Raw genomic sequence first — 14,313 nt, 5'->3', positions numbered from 1 at the left:
ACGCATCCGGCACACGCCTCGTGGCGGATCTGACACGCTCCCGGGTCTTCCGTCACCCGCCGCGCGCCGGATCCGCCGGGCGCCGGGCACGGATCCGGTACACGCCTCGCGCCGTGCGCGGATCCGGCACGCACCGGATCTGTCACGCGCCTCGCGCCGCGTCTGTCACGCGCCTCGCCAGATGTTGGCGAACGCCGCGTTCTCGATGGCCCGGCGCTGGCGGACGGCTTCCAGTTCCATGACCGCGTCGTGCACGGCGACCAGGACGGTCGTGACCGCCTCGTCCTCCACGGCCGGACCGTCCTCGGTCTGCTCGGCGGGGATCCCGACGACCGCCGCGAGCGCGGCGAGGACGGGCTCGTCCGCCGCCCAGCGGTGCATCGCCCGGCTGCGGGCCGGTGAGTCCACCAACTCCATGCGGTCGGGGCCGAACGGCAGTCGGCCCCGCCGTTGCCGGGTGAGCTGGCCCGCTTGTTCGAGGTCGGTCTGATAGGCCGCCGACAGATCGCGGCCCCGGCGCCACAACCAGTCCTCGACCCGCTCGTACGGAACCTGTCGCACGATCGAGGACGCCGCCTCACCCAGGAGACGGTCGTCGGTCGCCGGTTGTCTCGCCGGAACCATCCGGTCACCGTCCAGCGTGATCACCTCACCGGCGACGAGATCGATCACCTCGGCGCCTGCGAGGGCGAGCGACAGGTCGCCCTGCCCCACAGGACGTTCCGGCTCCTTGTCCATCGTGATGATGAACAAGTCCCTGGCCGTGGTCACGAACGGCTCCCTTCGGAGTACTTCGCCCGGCGCGACCGTCACGCATCGGTTCCAACGCATCCACCGCACCGCTCCCCTCGGGCGATCCGGTCGCCCGCGGAGAAGAGCACGTCACGATCGTGATCGTAACTCTCGGCGGACCGCTGCGTCATTGAGCCGCGGGCTGCGCCGGGAGGTTGAACACGTGCCGCGGAGTGACGATCTTCGTGATCGCGTCTCCGACGGGGGTGCTGGGCTCCTGGCCCTTGTAGTCGATGTCGGTGTTTCAGCAGCACGACCAGGGTCGCCTTCGTCGGTGGGAAGGAGACGGTCAGCGACTCGTAGCCCGGCAGGGAGCCGTTGTGTCCGGCCCAGCCCTGGACGTCGAAGATGCCGAGTCCGTAGCCCGCGCCCGGGATCGGGGTCGGGGCGTGGTGAGCCGCTGCTTCTGGGTGGCGGGACCGATCATGGTGCTGCCGTCGGGGTAGACACCCGTGGCGACCGTGCGTGCCCAGACCCGCAGATCCCGTAGATCCCGCAGATCGGAGATCATCGCGCCCGGCCGCCCAGGCCCAGGACGGATCCCCATGGGTCGACTCCTCGACATTGCCGCTCGCGGTCCGGTCCGTGCAGCCCTGCGCGTGCGCCGGTGGTCCGCGTCCTGTCGGACCGTTCGCCCCCGCCCGACCCGCCCCGCACGTGGGCCCACCACCGTAGAAGCCGCACACGCGGCCGGTCCGGCCGACGCGCGGTGCGCCGGCCGGACCGGATGTCGTTCACGTGACGCGCCGTCAGCCCTGGCGGGCCTTGAGTCGCGGGTTCTTCTTGTTCACTACGAAGACCACACCGCGTCTGCGGACCACCTGGGCCCCGGGCTTGGACTTCAGTGAGCGCAGTGACTTGCGTACCTTCATGGCTCTGTTCTCCTTCTGCCGAACTCGGCGCGCCCCGGCGTTCAGTGCCGCTGCGGCGCCCTGCGGCCGTAGCGGCGCTCGAAGCGCTCCACGCGGCCGGCGGTGTCCAGGACCCGCGAGGTCCCGGTGTAGAACGGGTGGCTCGCCGACGAGATCTCGACGTCGATGAGCGGATGGACGGCGCCGTCCTCCCACTCGATCGTCCTGGCGGAGTGCGCGGTGGATCGCGTCAGGAACGCGACGCCGGCGGCACGGTCCCGGAAGACGACCGGACGCGATACGGGGTGGATGTCAGGCCTCATGCGGTTCCCTCCTCGGTTACGGCAGGTGCGTCCGCGGATAGGCCGGGTACGTCTGCCAGGGTCGCCCGGCGAGGGGTCAGCGCTCCTCCCGGAACGCGACGTGCCTGCCCGCCAGCGGGTCGTACTTGCGCAGGACGAGCCGGTCGGGGTCGTTCCCGCGGTTCTTGCGCGTCACGTACGTGGCGCCGGTCCCGGCCGTCGACTTCAGCGTGACGACGGGGCGCGCGGTGCTGCGTGCCATGAGGTCCTCCTTCGCCCATCCATGCACGGGCCTTGACTCGCCCATGCCAATCAGTTACGTGAGCTGTAACAGCGCACCCGTCATCCGCATTCCCGGGCCCCGGGAACGGTGGGCGACACGCCGTGGAGGACATGCGAGACACGGCACGCGACACGGCGCGCCTCACCCCCTCCGGCCGGTAGGCGTGCACCCGTCACTTCACTGCCGCTGGTCCGGGGGGCGGACGTGTGCGGCCGGTACCGCCGGCGCGAGGGGGCGGGCGTCTGCGGCCCATGTCGATGGCCCGGGAGGCGGGTGTGTGCGGCCGGTGTCTGCCGGGACTGGGCTGGGGCTGGGGGCCCGCCGATCCGGGACCGACCTGCCCGGTCCGAGCCATAGGTCCAGGCTCGACCTGGGCCATAGGTCCGGCCCGGGTCGGTGCTATCGATCCCGGCCGCAGGGCCCCGACGAGCACGGGCCGGTTCCGGCAGCCTACGGACGGCCGGTCCGAACAGCACCCCCTGCCGCTCTCCCGCACGTGCCCGGCACCCGTGCGGGAGACTCGGATCCCGGTCAGGGCGGCCCGTCGCCACCGGCTCGCGGCGGTGACAACGCACCGGCCATGGTCAGGAAGGCTTCGTCGCGGTGACGGCCGTGACCTTCGCCGTGTTGTCGCACTCGGCCAACACGCCGTCTTCCAGCGCGAGTTGGTGCGCTCCGCCGGCGGGAAGACCCACCACCAGGGTCGGGTAGGTGACCGGTGCGGACCCGGACACGCAGTAGCCGTCACCCTCGCCCTGGACCTGGACGAACGTCATCTTGACCCAGGCCTTCGCCCCGGGCGCGAGCACCACCTTGGACGCGGAGCCCGTCGGGGTCACGGCCAGCGGGTGGTTCTTCTCGGGAGAGCCGTTGGCCGCCCCCGCCACGGTCGGATACCCCTGGACGGCACACGACGCTCCGGACATGTTGGTGAACTCGACGATCGCCGCCCCGGTTCCGGTGCCCGCAGGACGTACGGCGGCCTGGTACATGAACGCCTTCAGGGACTCCCCGGCGCACGTCTTCGTCTTCGTCGCCGGGATCGCGGTGGCGGTCGCCGGAAGCGGGGTCTTGGGAGTGGAGCCGCCCACGGGCACGGCCGAGGCTCCCGTCCCGCCGGACGACGGGGTGTGCGTCGGTGAGCCGGAGGACGAGGCGGGCCCGGGCGTCCCGCCCGACGTCGACGCGGTGGAGCCCGCGGTGTCCGCGCCCGGCTGGCACGCGGTCATGAGGAGTGTCGCCGCCGACAGGGTCGCCATCGCCAGAGCGGCTCCGCGGACACGCGACCCGAAGTGCATCCCGTACTGCATGAAGTCCCCCGATTGAGATGTTCAGGCGCCGGTCGCTCACCGGCACTCGTCGCTACAGATCGACGGGCGGCTTCCGCTGGTTCACGTGCGCACAGGGCTGTGACACGACGGTGACGGGGCGGGTACCGATCACCGTCGTACCGGGAGATCCAGGAGATCCGATCGACAGCCCTGGCCGGCCAGGGTGAGTGACAGGCGTTGGGCGGTGCTCGACGTGGAGGTGAACTCCCTGCAGTCGACCACGACCCGCATGTCCCGGGTCGCGGCCCTGATGAGGTCCAGCCGGGCCGTCGCGCCCGCGCCGGAGACGAGGCGGGCCTCCAGCCAGGTCGTGGTCGCGCTGACGTCAGTATGTTCCGTACGCTCCCCCGTCAGCAGGCGTGTCGTGGCGTCGGCGGACGTGGTGCGCAGGACGGGAACCTCGGCCAGGCCGGCCGTCAGTGTGCCGTCGTCGTGCAGCGTCCAGCGGGCGTGCCGCAGGCGGTCACCCACGCTCTCCGCCTGTGTACGGGTTCCCGACAGGGGATCGGCGGACGTGACGTCGAGAGTGCGGAAGGTGCGTCGTCCCCGCGGCCGGTCCCGCTCGCCGCCACCGGAGGACGACGGCTTTCCGGGTGTGAACGTCGGGACCCCCGGCGGACGGGCCGGATCGCGCGGTGCGGCACGACTGGGGCACGCCGTCGCCGTGGCCCCGCCACCGGCGCCGGTACCGGGACCAGAACCGGCCCCGCCGATGCTCGGCACCCGCGTGGCCGGGGCCGTCGGACCCGCTGTGTCGTCGGCGAAGACGCCGCCTGCCGGACGGGAGACGAGCGGCAGCAGCCCGACGAGCAGCAGGACCGCCGGGAACAGCACCCCGGCCGCGTACGCCTTTCCGGACCGGCCGTACCCGGCCCGGTCGCCTCGCGTTCCCTCTGTCCGGTCCCGGATGTCCGCGGGAAGGCGGTCGGGAAGGGCATCACGAGGGCGTGCCGTCGAACTTGAAGCGGAACGCGACCGTGCCGTCGACGGTGCTGCCCTCGGCGGTGAGTGACGCCCCGGAGCCGTCGAGCCGACCCGTGAAGGTCGTGCCCGCGGCCAGCGCGTGCGGGAAGCCGCCGGGCATCTGACCGAGGTCGGAGCGGCAGGCGACGAGCAGGCTGGGCCAGTGGAGCAGGTTCAGGACGACGGCCTGCCGGGCGTGCGGGTCCGTGAGCCTGGCGTCCAGTTCGCCGTCGGACCAGCCGATGTTCCAGTAGGTCAGCAGGAGATTCGGATCCCGGGGGTTGCCCGCCAGGTCCTGGCTGGAGGTCGTGCTGACCGATGAGGACCAGAAGGACACCGCTCCGGGCTGGGAGGGACTGCCCGCGGCGAACAGCATCGAGAACGGGTTACTCTCGGTCTCGCCACCACCGGTCCGCGGCCTGCTCAGGTCGAGCATGCTGTTCATGGAGTAGGTCCGGCTGTCCGCCAGGCGCCGGGAGCCGTCCGTGGAGCAGTAGTCGTAGATGTCCACGGAGACGCTCGCGGTGCCGCTGTACGCCGTTCCCCACAGGGCCGACGCGCCCGAGTCGCCGGCCGACACCGCTTCGTCCGACGTCGCCGCCGTGACCGCTTCCTCCGTGGGCGTCTCCGCTAGCGTCGGTGTGTCGCTGACCGTGGGCGTCGGCTCCGGCACGGAGGCGGACGCGGAGGCCGGCGGGCCGGACTCCAAGGTGCCGGCGGAGGCCGTCGACGCGTCGGCCGTCGACGCGCCGTCGTTCCCGCACCCTGTCAGCGACGCGCACAGGAGACCCGCGCACACCACCGCGACGGCTCGGCCCCGAACGTTTTCGGACACTCGTCTGACACGCGTCATGGCACGCATGACACTCCCCTCCCCACCCCACCCCACCGGGCCGCTCCCCCACGAGCGCCCAGGACATGCGGGACATTACGCTGCGCGGTCGACCCCTTACCCGCCACAAAGTCCTTCGTTACCGATTCGTGCCTGCCCACCACGTCACGTACGGGGACCGCGCGAGTCCGTCGACGCGGCGGCTGGTGCACGATGGGCGACGAAACGGGCCGGCCGACCGGTCTGTTCCTCCGAGCTGGGGTGTGGTGATGGGCGGAGATCGGGGCCGGGTCCTCGTCGTCGACGACGACGCGGCGATACGGCGGTCGCTCGAACGCGGCCTGCGGCTGGGCGGTTTCACGGTGGATCTCGCCGACGGCGGCCGGACCGCGCTGGCCGCGGCCCGGCGGACGCCGCCGGACGCGATCGTGCTGGACATCTCCATGCCCGATCTCAGCGGCATCGAGGTGTGCCGGACGCTGCGCGCGGAGGACAACGACATCCCCGTCCTGATGCTCTCCGCGCTCGACGAGACCGGTGACCGGATCGCGGGGCTGCAGGCCGGCGGCGACGACTACCTGGTGAAGCCCTTCGCCCTGCAGGAGTTGGTGCTCCGGCTCCAGGCGCTGCTGCGGCGCAGGCCGCCGAGGGACACCGACGCCGTACGGGTGGGCGGGCTGTCGCTGGATCCCGCGACCCGCCAGGTCTGCCTGGACGGGCGGCAACTGGAGCTGACCCGGCGCGAGTTCGAGCTGCTTCACGTCCTGGCGCGCAACGCGGGCATCGTGCTCAGCCGTGACCAACTCCTCGACCGGGTCTGGGGTTACGACTTCGATGTGCGCACCGACGCGGTGGACACGTTCGTGAGTTATCTGCGGCGCAAGCTGGAGGCGCCGGGGCGTGCCCGGATCATCCACACCGTACGCGGAGTTGGCTTCGTGCTGCGCGACGACGGGCCGGAGGCCGGACGATGAGGCTGTCCACCCGCATCGCGCTCACCGTCGGCGCGACCGTGCCGCTCCTGGTGCTGGCCACCGGCTGGCTGCTGCTGCGGCTGGTCGCGACGGATCTGCACGACGAGCAGGACGCGCACCTGCGGGAGAGCGCCGCGGCCGTGGCGAAGGACGCCCGCGGGCTGCTGCGCGCAAGTGCCGCCGACCGGTCGGCGGCCGTGGAACAGGCCCGTGAGCGGCGGCTGTTCACCTCCGCCCTGGACGTCGGCGTACGGCTGATCGGTCCCGGGGGGACGTTCATGGGCGGCCCGCAGCCCGAGGAGGGAGCGTCACTTCCCGTGAGCGCGCCGGTGCCGGTCACCCTGCGGGCCGGCGACGGCACCTGGCGGGTTCTGTCGACGCGGGTGTCCGGTGGGCGGCCCGGAGTGCGCGGCACGCTCTGGCTGTTCGCGCCGGACACCGCCGCGGACACCCAACTGCGGCTGGTGCGCAGGCGCGTGGTGTCGGTGGCGCTGCTCGCCGCGCCGTTGTCCGGGCTGCTGGCCGGAGCGGTGGCCGGACGCGCGAGCCGTCCGCTCAGGCGGCTGCGGAACAGTGCAAGCGGGCTGGATCCGCGCACCAGCGCCGCCCGTCTCGACCACACGCCGGCCCGGATCGCCGAGGTCGACGATCTGGCGCACACCCTGCAGACGGTCCTGAGCCGCTACGACGAACAGGCCGCGAGGACCGAGGAGGCGCTCGCCACCGCCCGTTCGTTCGCCTCGGCCGCCGCGCACGAACTGCGCACTCCGCTGATGAGCATGCAGACGAATCTGGAGATCCTCACCGAACATCCGGGCCTTCCCGCGCCCGACCGCGACGAGGTCCTCGACGATCTGCGCCGCGAACACGCCCGTCTTCTGGGTCTGTTGGTCATGTTGCGTGAGCTCGGTCGAGGCGACCTGGTCGAGGCCGACGCGTTCGGCCCGGTGGACCTCGCGGACGTCGTCGAGGCGAGCGTGCGGGAGCAGCGGCGGCGCCATCCGCTCGCGCACATCGTCGGCGACTGTCCACCGGGGCTTCGGGTGTACGGCTGGGAGCCCGGACTGCGCACGGTCCTGGACAATCTCCTCATCAACGCGCTGGTGCACGGCGGTTGTGCCGACGGCCGCCCCGCGCGCATCGGCGTCACCCTGCGCGCGAGCGGCGACCACGCCGTCCTGTTCGTCGACGACCAAGGGCCGGGTATCGCGCCCGAGCGTCGCGCCGAGGTCTTCGAGCGGTTCGAGCGCCGCCCGGACAGTCCGGGTTCGGGGCTCGGACTCACCCTGGTCGCCCAGCAGATCGACCTGCATCGGGGCCGTATCCGCGTCCTCGTGCCGCCGGCCGGCGCCGGGACCCGGATCGAGGTCGTTCTCCCGCTGCTGAACGGCGGGGCCGGGACGCGGGCGACGCTCCCCGCGCAGCGCAACTGGGTGATCACGACCGCCGGCGTCCGGCCACAAGAATTCCACAAAGACGACTCCTAGCGTGCCGGACATGAGGGCAACCGCCCCCGGAACGAAGAGGAGTTCAGCATGTCGACTACGTCGAGGCCGCGGATGACGGCGGCATCGAGGACCAGGACGACCGTCGTCTCGCTGATGGCTGTCGGCGCGCTGCTCGGAGCCGCGGGTGCCGCGTCGGCCGACGGGACCGCGACGCAGCCGTCGGGGGCCCCGACGGGTGACGGCGCGAAGGCGCTCTGCAAGCGGGCGCCGAAGATCGACCAGCGGATCGACCGCATCCTCGAACGGCTGAACGGGGATGCCTCGGAGCGCGGTTCCATCGCCCGTCTGGAACAGCGGGTGGCCAACGCCAAGTCCGCCGGGCACACGCAGATCGAGACCTACCTCAACAACCGGCTCACCTTCCGGCGTTCGCTCGTCCCGACCCTGGAGGGCCGCCAGAAGGATCTGGCGGACGTCGAGAAGTGGTGCACGAGCCACAACAACGGAGCCGACTCCTGATGCGCGCACGGCACTTGGCCCTGGCCCTCGCCGCGGCCGCGCTGCTCCTGACCGCGTGCGGCGGCCCCACCGACACCACGAACGCCCCCGCCTCGCCCGGCCCGGCCTCGACGGATGTCGCCCATCTGCAGAAGCTGGTCGACGGCGCCGAGTCCGCGGCGAGTTCCGCCGAGTCGGACATGGCCAAGGAGTAGTGGCCGTCGTCGTCCGCCCCGGCGGTGTGCGGAGGTACACGCGGCCGGGGCGTTCGGGGCGGCGGTCGGCGACGCGGCCTCCGCGGTCCTAGCCCGGCTGTTCCGTCGGCTTCCCGGACAGCGGACGGACGCCCTGGACGTACGTCAGCCACGGACGGACGTCGCCGCTCCCCCTGATCTCGAAGCCCGCGCCGGTGACGAACTCGCCCAGCAGGTCGGTCCGGTTGTGGGACATGGCGTGACCCAGGCCGCCGTGCACCAGGTGGCGCCCGACCGTGGTCTTCGGCGGCCGGAACTCGACGACCAGCAGACGTCCGCCCGGCCGCAGGACGCGGCACATCTCCTTGAGGGCCGCCGGCCGGAGTTCCTCCGGCAGATGGTGCAGCATCAGGCTGGTGACGACGGTGTCGAACGACGCGTCCGGGAGGGCGAGGTTCTCCGCGACTCCTTCCCGGTAGGTGCACACGGCGCCCCGTCCGGCTGTGTTCCTGCCCCGCGCGTAGGCGAGCACCGAGGGCGACGGGTCCACGCCCGTCACCGTTCCCTCCGGTCCGACGGCGGCGGCCATGCGCCGGGTCAGATACCCGGTGCCGCAGCCCACGTCCAGCACGCGGTCCCCGGTCTCGGCCCCGCTCAGCGCGGCGAGCCGGGAGAAGGCGCGGTTCCGTCGGCCCGCGAAGCAGAACGCGCCGCACAGTTCGTAGGCCCGCGGGGCCCCGATCGTCACCCCTGGGGTGTCCGCGTGCGGTTTTCCTTGCATGAGACGCCCGATGGACATACCGGCCACACTCCTTAACTTAGCTACGACTAAGTACAGCTCTAACTTAGTCCCGACTAAGAAAACCCGCAAGGGGCCTACGATGGCGTGTGTGACCGACACCGAGAAGACCCCCGCCCACCAGGGCAAGGCCCGAACCCGCACGCGGATGCCCGCCGCCGAGCGGCGCGCCTCGATCCTGGCCGCGGCCACCGAGGTCTTCTCCGAGACCGGCTACGAGCGGGGCAAGGTCTCCGACATCGCTCGGCGCGTCGGGGTCACGGAGCCGGTGGTCTTCCAGAACTTCGGCTCCAAGTCCGCCCTCTACCAGGCGACCCTGGACCATGTGACCACCGCGGTCACCGCACTCCTGACCGAGGCCGCGGACACCGGACGCCCGGTTCCCGAGGTGCTGACGGCCTTCCTGGACCCCGCCCACATGGACCGCTTCCACCAGCGCGGAGCCCACGGTTTCCTGTTCGCCGACGCGGCGGCCCTCGCCCACGACCCGGCGCTCGGCGATGCCGCCCGGCACATCCACCAGAACTTCGCCGAGGCCCTCGCGGCCCTGCTGCGCCGCGGCCAGAGCGCGGGCGACATCCGGGACGACATCAGCGCGGACACCGCCGCCTGGTGGCTGATCTCGCTGCTCGCCGGGCGCCCGCTGCGCAGCGCGGTGATGCCGGACCGGGCCGCACTGGAGGCTCGCTTGACGGACATGGCGCTGCGGTCGCTGCTGCCCCGGAGCGGCGAGGCCGCTCCGCGGTCCCCGGACGGCGGCGAGCCGTCCGACGGGTGACACGAGGAGTCCCGGCGCGCACGGGGCTCCCGGAGAACGTACGGGCAAGGCTCGCCGCGACGCCCCGGTCGCTCGCCCCGGGACTCCGCAGCGCCCAGTCGCATCGCCCTCCGACTCCACGGCACCGTAGAATTGGTGCTTTGTGGACCAAAAGGACATGGTTCGCGACATGACCTCCTCCGGTGATTCAGCCGTCGAAGTCGTCCCATGAGGCGGGGGTGTCCAGCCGGACGCACAGCAGAGGTGATTCCGGTGACTGGTGCGACGCCGCTGATGGTCGTCGACGGCGCGGGCGTCGTCGTCCGGTGGAGCCGCAGAGCACGCGAGATCTGGCTGCGCTCGGACTCCGAGGCCGTGGGACGGGCGGCTCTGACCATGGTCGCGCCCGAGACCGGGGACTCCGACACCGGCGACTCCGACACCGGCACCGGCACCGGCGGCCCGGGAAGCGGTACGGGTCCCGGATCCGGCCCCCTGGTCATCCATGACGTCGACGGGAACCCGGTCGATCTCCGGGTCCAGGTGGTACCGCTCTCCGGCGGCGCGGTCGCGTGGGGCGTCTTCGAAGCCGACGACGGCGCCGCCCCCGGCGGCACGCCGACCGCGGTGTTCGACATCCTGCGCGCCCACACGCACGAGGCCTTCTTCGTCCTGGACGCCGAGCTGCGGGTTCTCAGCCTCAATGAGGCGGCCTGCGCGTTGTGCGACGTCGAGACGGACAAGGCGCTCGACCGCCCGGTCACCGAAGTGTGCCGTCCCTCGCGTCCGGAGGAGTTCGAAAACGTCCTGCGGGGCGCGCTCGTCGAGGACACGTCCGTCACCGACTACGTCGTACGGCTCGACCCGCTGGAGGATTCGTCGCCGGAGCGCTTCGCGAAGGTCTCGGCGTTCCCCCTGGAGAGCGCGCGCGGCGTGGTCGTCTCCATGACCGAGGTCACGGAGTCCCTGCGGACCAAGAGGCGCCTGAAGGCCCTCAGTTCGGTGCGGGAGCGGGTGGGGCGGAGCCTGGACGTCGTCATGACCTGTCAGGAACTGGTGGACGCGCTGGTGCCCGGCTTCGCCGACCTGGCGGTGGTCGACGTGGTCGACGCGGTGGTACGGGGCGAGGATCCGCCGCTCAGCCCCCTCGGGCGTGACATCCCACTGCGCCGCGCGGCCTTCCGCAGCGGGAGTCCCGACCTCATGGCGCAGGCCTATCCGGTCGGCGACGTACGCGCCCTGCCGGCGCCGACGCCGTATTCACAGGTACTCAGCGATCTCAGGCCGCGAGCCGTCGCCCTGGACAGCACCACCCCCTGGCTCGACGCCGATCCGCAGCGGGCCCGCGCCATCCGCGCCTCGGGCGCCCGTCTGCTGCTCACCGCCCCGCTGGCGCTGCGGGGCGCCGTGCTCGGACTGCTGAGCCTCTATCGCGTACGGCCGAACGACGCCTTCGACGAGAACGACCTGGCCGTCGCCCACGAACTGGCCACGCACACCGCGCTCAGCCTCGACAACGCCCGCCGCTACACCCGCGAGCACACGATCGCGGCAGCCCTGCAGCACCATCTGCTGCCGCCGGAGCCGCCCTCGCAGACGGCCATCGAATTCGCGCAGCTGCACGTCCCGGCCGACGCGGGGGCGGGCACCTGGTACGACGCCTTCGGTCTGCCCGGCGCGCGCACGGCCCTGGCGATCGGGGAAGTCGGCGGAAGCGGTATCGACGCCGCGACCACCATGGGCCAGCTCCGGACGGTGATCCACTCGCTCGCCGCGCTCGACCTGGAACCGGACGAGCTGCTCGCCCGCCTCAACGACGCGGTCGTACGGCTCGCCCACGAACGGGCGGCCCTGCCGCCGAGCGATCCATTGCACCAGCAGCCGCTCAGCGCCAGTTGCGTCTACGCCGTCCACGACCCGCTGCACGGGTTCTGCGTGATGGCCTCCGCCGGTCATCCCACGCCCGTCGTCGCTCACCCCGGCGGTCTGGTGCACGTCCCGGAGATCCCGACGGGTCCTCGCCTGGGCAGCGGGGACGGACCTCCCTTCGCCACCGCGTCCGTCCCCATGCGGGACGGCAGTGTCCTCGCGCTGCGCACCGCGTCGTTCCCGGCCTCGGAAGGCCCGGCGGGGGACCGGTCGGACCCGCTGCGGGAGGCGCTGGCCCGGCTGGACCGCCCGCTGCGGGACGTGCGGGACGACATTCTCTACAGGTTGCGCGACACGTCGGGCCTTCACGATGTCCTTCTGCTGCTGGCCCGCACCCGCGCCTTTCCGCCGGACCAGGTGGCCACCTGGGCACTGGACTCCGTGCCGACGGTGGCCGCGCTGGCGCGGCACCACGCCCGGGAGCGGCTCGGGATGTGGCGGGTGAGCGAGGAGACCGCCTTCGCCACCGAGTTGATCGTCAGCGAGCTGGTGACCAACGCTCTTCGGCACGGAGCGCCACCGATCCGCCTGCGCCTCATCAAGGACGCCACGCTCACCTGCGAGGTCAGCGACGCCGGCGGAGCGGCTCCGCGCCTGCGCCACGCCCGCACGGTCGACGAAGGCGGACGCGGGCTGTTCATCTGCTCGCAGATGAGCCACAACTGGGGCATCCGCTACTCCGGGCAGGGCAAGACGATCTGGACGGAACAGACGCTTCCCTAGGGCGTCGTCCGGATCACGCGGACCGGATCACGCGGAGCGGATCACGCTGTTCGCATCGCCCTGTTCGGATCGCGCTGTTCGGATCGCGTCCCCGGACGCGGGGTCCGCCGTGACGGGTCTACCGGGCCAGGTCGCTCGCGACCTCGCGTGCCGCGCGGGCGCCCGACGCCAGCGCGCCCTGCACCGAGCCCGTGGCCCGGTGGTCGCCGCACACATAGCGGCCCGGGGCGACGCGGGCGGTCCGGCCGAGCGGATGCGGGGGCGGCATCGCCGGCAGGGCGTCGGGAACGGTCCGGACGGTCAGCAGGTCCCAGCCCGCGGTGTCGGTGCCGTACACCTCGGCGAGCGCGTCGCGCAGCCATGTCTCCCGGCCCTCCTGGTCGTGCCCGAGCACCGAGGTGGCGATCAGCGACATCCCGGGCGGGGCGTACCCGCGTACCACCTCGCTCAGGACGCAGGTGTTGAGGAACCGCCTTCTGGTGTCCGTCAGCAGGATGGGTTCGGCCAACGGGGAACGGGGCGCGGCGTGGTAGTACGTCGTCACGACGCGGTAGGCCGGGAGTTCGAGTCCGGGCAGCAGACGGGCTGCGGGGCCCGGCCCCGTGGCCACCACCACGGCCCGCGCGGCGAGTTCGCCTCCGGCGTCCATGCCGACCCCGTCGTCCGTGAGCCGAGCGACCGGGGTGCCGAGGCGTACGGCGTCCGGGGGCAGCGCCTCGGCCAGCAGGCGCGGCACCTCGCCGATCCCGGCGCCGGGCAGGCACAGGGTGCCGCGCAGCATGCTGCGCCAGACGAGATGGAAGACCCGGCCGGAGGTCTCGAGCTGGTCCTCCAGGAAGACTCCGGACAGGAAGGGCCGGAAGAACCGCTCGACGAACTCCTCGGAGAATCCGGCCGCGGCCAGCGCGGTACGAGTCGTACGGTCCTCTCCGCGCTTGAGCGTTCGTGCGGGAGCGAGCATGTCCCGGCCGGACAGCGCGGCCAGCGCGATCAGGTCCCGGGTTCCGGCGAGCCGCCCCGGACGCAGGTCGCCGAGCCGCCGTGCACCGCGGGTCGGATCGCTGAAGCGCAGCGGCCCGTCCTCCGTGTGCACGAGGACGCCGGGGGTGAAGGGCCGCAGCCGCAGGTCGCGCAGCGCGAGCCGGCGCCGGACCTGCGGATAGGACGTGTTGAAGACCTGGAAGCCCCGGTCGACGACGAACCCTTCGTGCCGGTCGGAGCGCATCCGGCCGCCCACCCCGTCCGAGGCCTCGAGGACGCGGACGGCGAAGCCGTGCCCGGCGAGATCGTGGGCGCACGCCAGACCGGCGAGCCCGCCGCCGACGACCAGGACATCGGACACTCCGCGCTGGGCGGTCATGGGCATCATCCTCCGAGCAGCCGGTCCGGCCGCGCGCCCGTGAGCGCGCGGGGTGGGTCCGGGCACGGGCCGACGGCGCGGGCCGTCGCACGTGCCCTCCTGAACCGATCTTCCCGCCGGGCGCGCCGGGCGGATGCGGGGCCACGCCGGGAGACCGGCCGCGCGTCGTACGGCGCGGGGTCGGGGGGCGCCGGGGACTCCGGGGCTCCGGGGGCTCCGGGCGGAACAATTCGGCGCGGTCGGCCGTTGAGTGGAGTGTGATGTGGAGGGGACGCGT

At 72.5% G+C, this 14,313-nt stretch carries 15 protein-coding genes and 1 pseudogene; 6 read left to right on the top strand and 10 right to left on the bottom strand.

Annotated features, from left to right (window positions below; all coding sequences use genetic code 11):
- Positions 1-165: 165 nt before the first annotated feature.
- The 8 genes and pseudogenes from ACIQRL_RS26585 to ACIQRL_RS26550 all read right to left on the bottom strand — a co-directional run bounded on the left by ACIQRL_RS26585 (position 166) and on the right by ACIQRL_RS26550 (position 5,357).
- The gene (locus ACIQRL_RS26585) at positions 166-771 is read right to left on the bottom strand and encodes a GPP34 family phosphoprotein (protein ID WP_401336013.1); all 606 of its coding nucleotides are present in this window, start codon (positions 769-771) and stop codon (positions 166-168) included.
- Between the two features lie 148 nt (positions 772-919).
- Positions 920-1,418: pseudogene (locus ACIQRL_RS26580) on the bottom strand (serine hydrolase); the annotation flags it as partial.
- A gap of 123 nt (positions 1,419-1,541) precedes the next feature.
- Positions 1,542-1,664, bottom strand: coding sequence for a type B 50S ribosomal protein L36 (ykgO, locus tag ACIQRL_RS26575; RefSeq protein WP_037617513.1), 123 nt, complete (start codon positions 1,662-1,664; stop codon positions 1,542-1,544).
- 41 nt (positions 1,665-1,705) lie between these two features.
- Positions 1,706-1,966: a type B 50S ribosomal protein L31 gene (locus ACIQRL_RS26570; protein ID WP_401336009.1), complete on the bottom strand. Its 261-nt coding sequence runs from the start codon at positions 1,964-1,966 to the stop codon at positions 1,706-1,708.
- Positions 1,967-2,042: 76 nt separating this feature from the next.
- Positions 2,043-2,207: a 50S ribosomal protein L33 gene (gene rpmG, locus ACIQRL_RS26565; protein ID WP_151467191.1), complete on the bottom strand. Its 165-nt coding sequence runs from the start codon at positions 2,205-2,207 to the stop codon at positions 2,043-2,045.
- Between the two features lie 605 nt (positions 2,208-2,812).
- Positions 2,813-3,487: a DUF4232 domain-containing protein gene (locus ACIQRL_RS26560; RefSeq protein ID WP_401336006.1), complete on the bottom strand. Its 675-nt coding sequence runs from the start codon at positions 3,485-3,487 to the stop codon at positions 2,813-2,815.
- 180 nt (positions 3,488-3,667) lie between these two features.
- Positions 3,668-4,393 carry a hypothetical protein gene (locus tag ACIQRL_RS26555; protein WP_401336004.1) on the bottom strand — a complete coding sequence of 242 codons (726 nt, stop codon included), beginning with the start codon at positions 4,391-4,393 and terminating at the stop codon, positions 3,668-3,670.
- A 103-nt stretch (positions 4,394-4,496) separates the two neighbouring features.
- Positions 4,497-5,357: a hypothetical protein gene (locus tag ACIQRL_RS26550; RefSeq protein ID WP_401336001.1), complete on the bottom strand. Its 861-nt coding sequence runs from the start codon at positions 5,355-5,357 to the stop codon at positions 4,497-4,499.
- A 266-nt stretch (positions 5,358-5,623) separates the two neighbouring features.
- Between ACIQRL_RS26550 and ACIQRL_RS26545 the strand changes: the two genes are divergently transcribed.
- From ACIQRL_RS26545 to ACIQRL_RS26530, 4 genes are read left to right on the top strand one after another with little or no spacing between them, the layout of a single operon-like run.
- Complete coding sequence (locus tag ACIQRL_RS26545) at positions 5,624-6,328, top strand: response regulator transcription factor (protein WP_401335998.1); 705 nt, start codon at positions 5,624-5,626, stop codon at positions 6,326-6,328.
- Entirely contained in the window at positions 6,325-7,815 is a 1,491-nt protein-coding gene (locus ACIQRL_RS26540) for a sensor histidine kinase (protein WP_401335996.1), read from the top strand. Before ACIQRL_RS26545 ends, ACIQRL_RS26540 begins: the two co-directional genes overlap by 4 nt.
- 48 nt (positions 7,816-7,863) lie before the next feature.
- Entirely contained in the window at positions 7,864-8,295 is a 432-nt protein-coding gene (locus ACIQRL_RS26535; RefSeq protein ID WP_401335993.1) for a hypothetical protein, read from the top strand.
- Positions 8,295-8,489, top strand: a complete 195-nt coding sequence (locus ACIQRL_RS26530) for a hypothetical protein (protein ID WP_401335991.1) — start codon at positions 8,295-8,297, stop codon at positions 8,487-8,489. The genes ACIQRL_RS26535 and ACIQRL_RS26530 overlap by 1 nt, the downstream gene beginning before the upstream one ends.
- A gap of 88 nt (positions 8,490-8,577) precedes the next feature.
- Here ACIQRL_RS26530 and ACIQRL_RS26525 read toward each other — a convergent pair whose 3' ends face one another.
- Positions 8,578-9,267 carry a class I SAM-dependent methyltransferase gene (locus ACIQRL_RS26525; protein WP_401335988.1) on the bottom strand — a complete coding sequence of 230 codons (690 nt, stop codon included), beginning with the start codon at positions 9,265-9,267 and terminating at the stop codon, positions 8,578-8,580.
- Positions 9,268-9,358: 91 nt separating this feature from the next.
- Between ACIQRL_RS26525 and ACIQRL_RS26520 the strand changes: the two genes are divergently transcribed.
- Both ACIQRL_RS26520 and ACIQRL_RS26515 read left to right on the top strand, forming a co-directional pair.
- The gene (locus ACIQRL_RS26520) at positions 9,359-10,045 is read left to right on the top strand and encodes a TetR/AcrR family transcriptional regulator (RefSeq protein ID WP_401335986.1); all 687 of its coding nucleotides are present in this window, start codon (positions 9,359-9,361) and stop codon (positions 10,043-10,045) included.
- A gap of 252 nt (positions 10,046-10,297) precedes the next feature.
- The gene (locus ACIQRL_RS26515; protein WP_401335983.1) at positions 10,298-12,676 is read left to right on the top strand and encodes a SpoIIE family protein phosphatase; all 2,379 of its coding nucleotides are present in this window, start codon (positions 10,298-10,300) and stop codon (positions 12,674-12,676) included.
- A 118-nt stretch (positions 12,677-12,794) separates the two neighbouring features.
- Here ACIQRL_RS26515 and ACIQRL_RS26510 read toward each other — a convergent pair whose 3' ends face one another.
- On the bottom strand, positions 12,795-14,036 hold the full coding sequence (locus ACIQRL_RS26510) for an NAD(P)/FAD-dependent oxidoreductase (RefSeq protein WP_401335980.1): 1,242 nt from the start codon (positions 14,034-14,036) through the stop codon (positions 12,795-12,797).
- Positions 14,037-14,313 lie beyond the last annotated feature (277 nt).

Source organism: Streptomyces sp. NPDC091209, from assembly GCF_044757755.1.
GTDB lineage: Bacteria > Actinomycetota > Actinomycetes > Streptomycetales > Streptomycetaceae > Streptomyces.
Note: the sequence above shows the minus strand (reverse complement) of the source record. Positions and strands in the feature narration are given on the sequence as shown.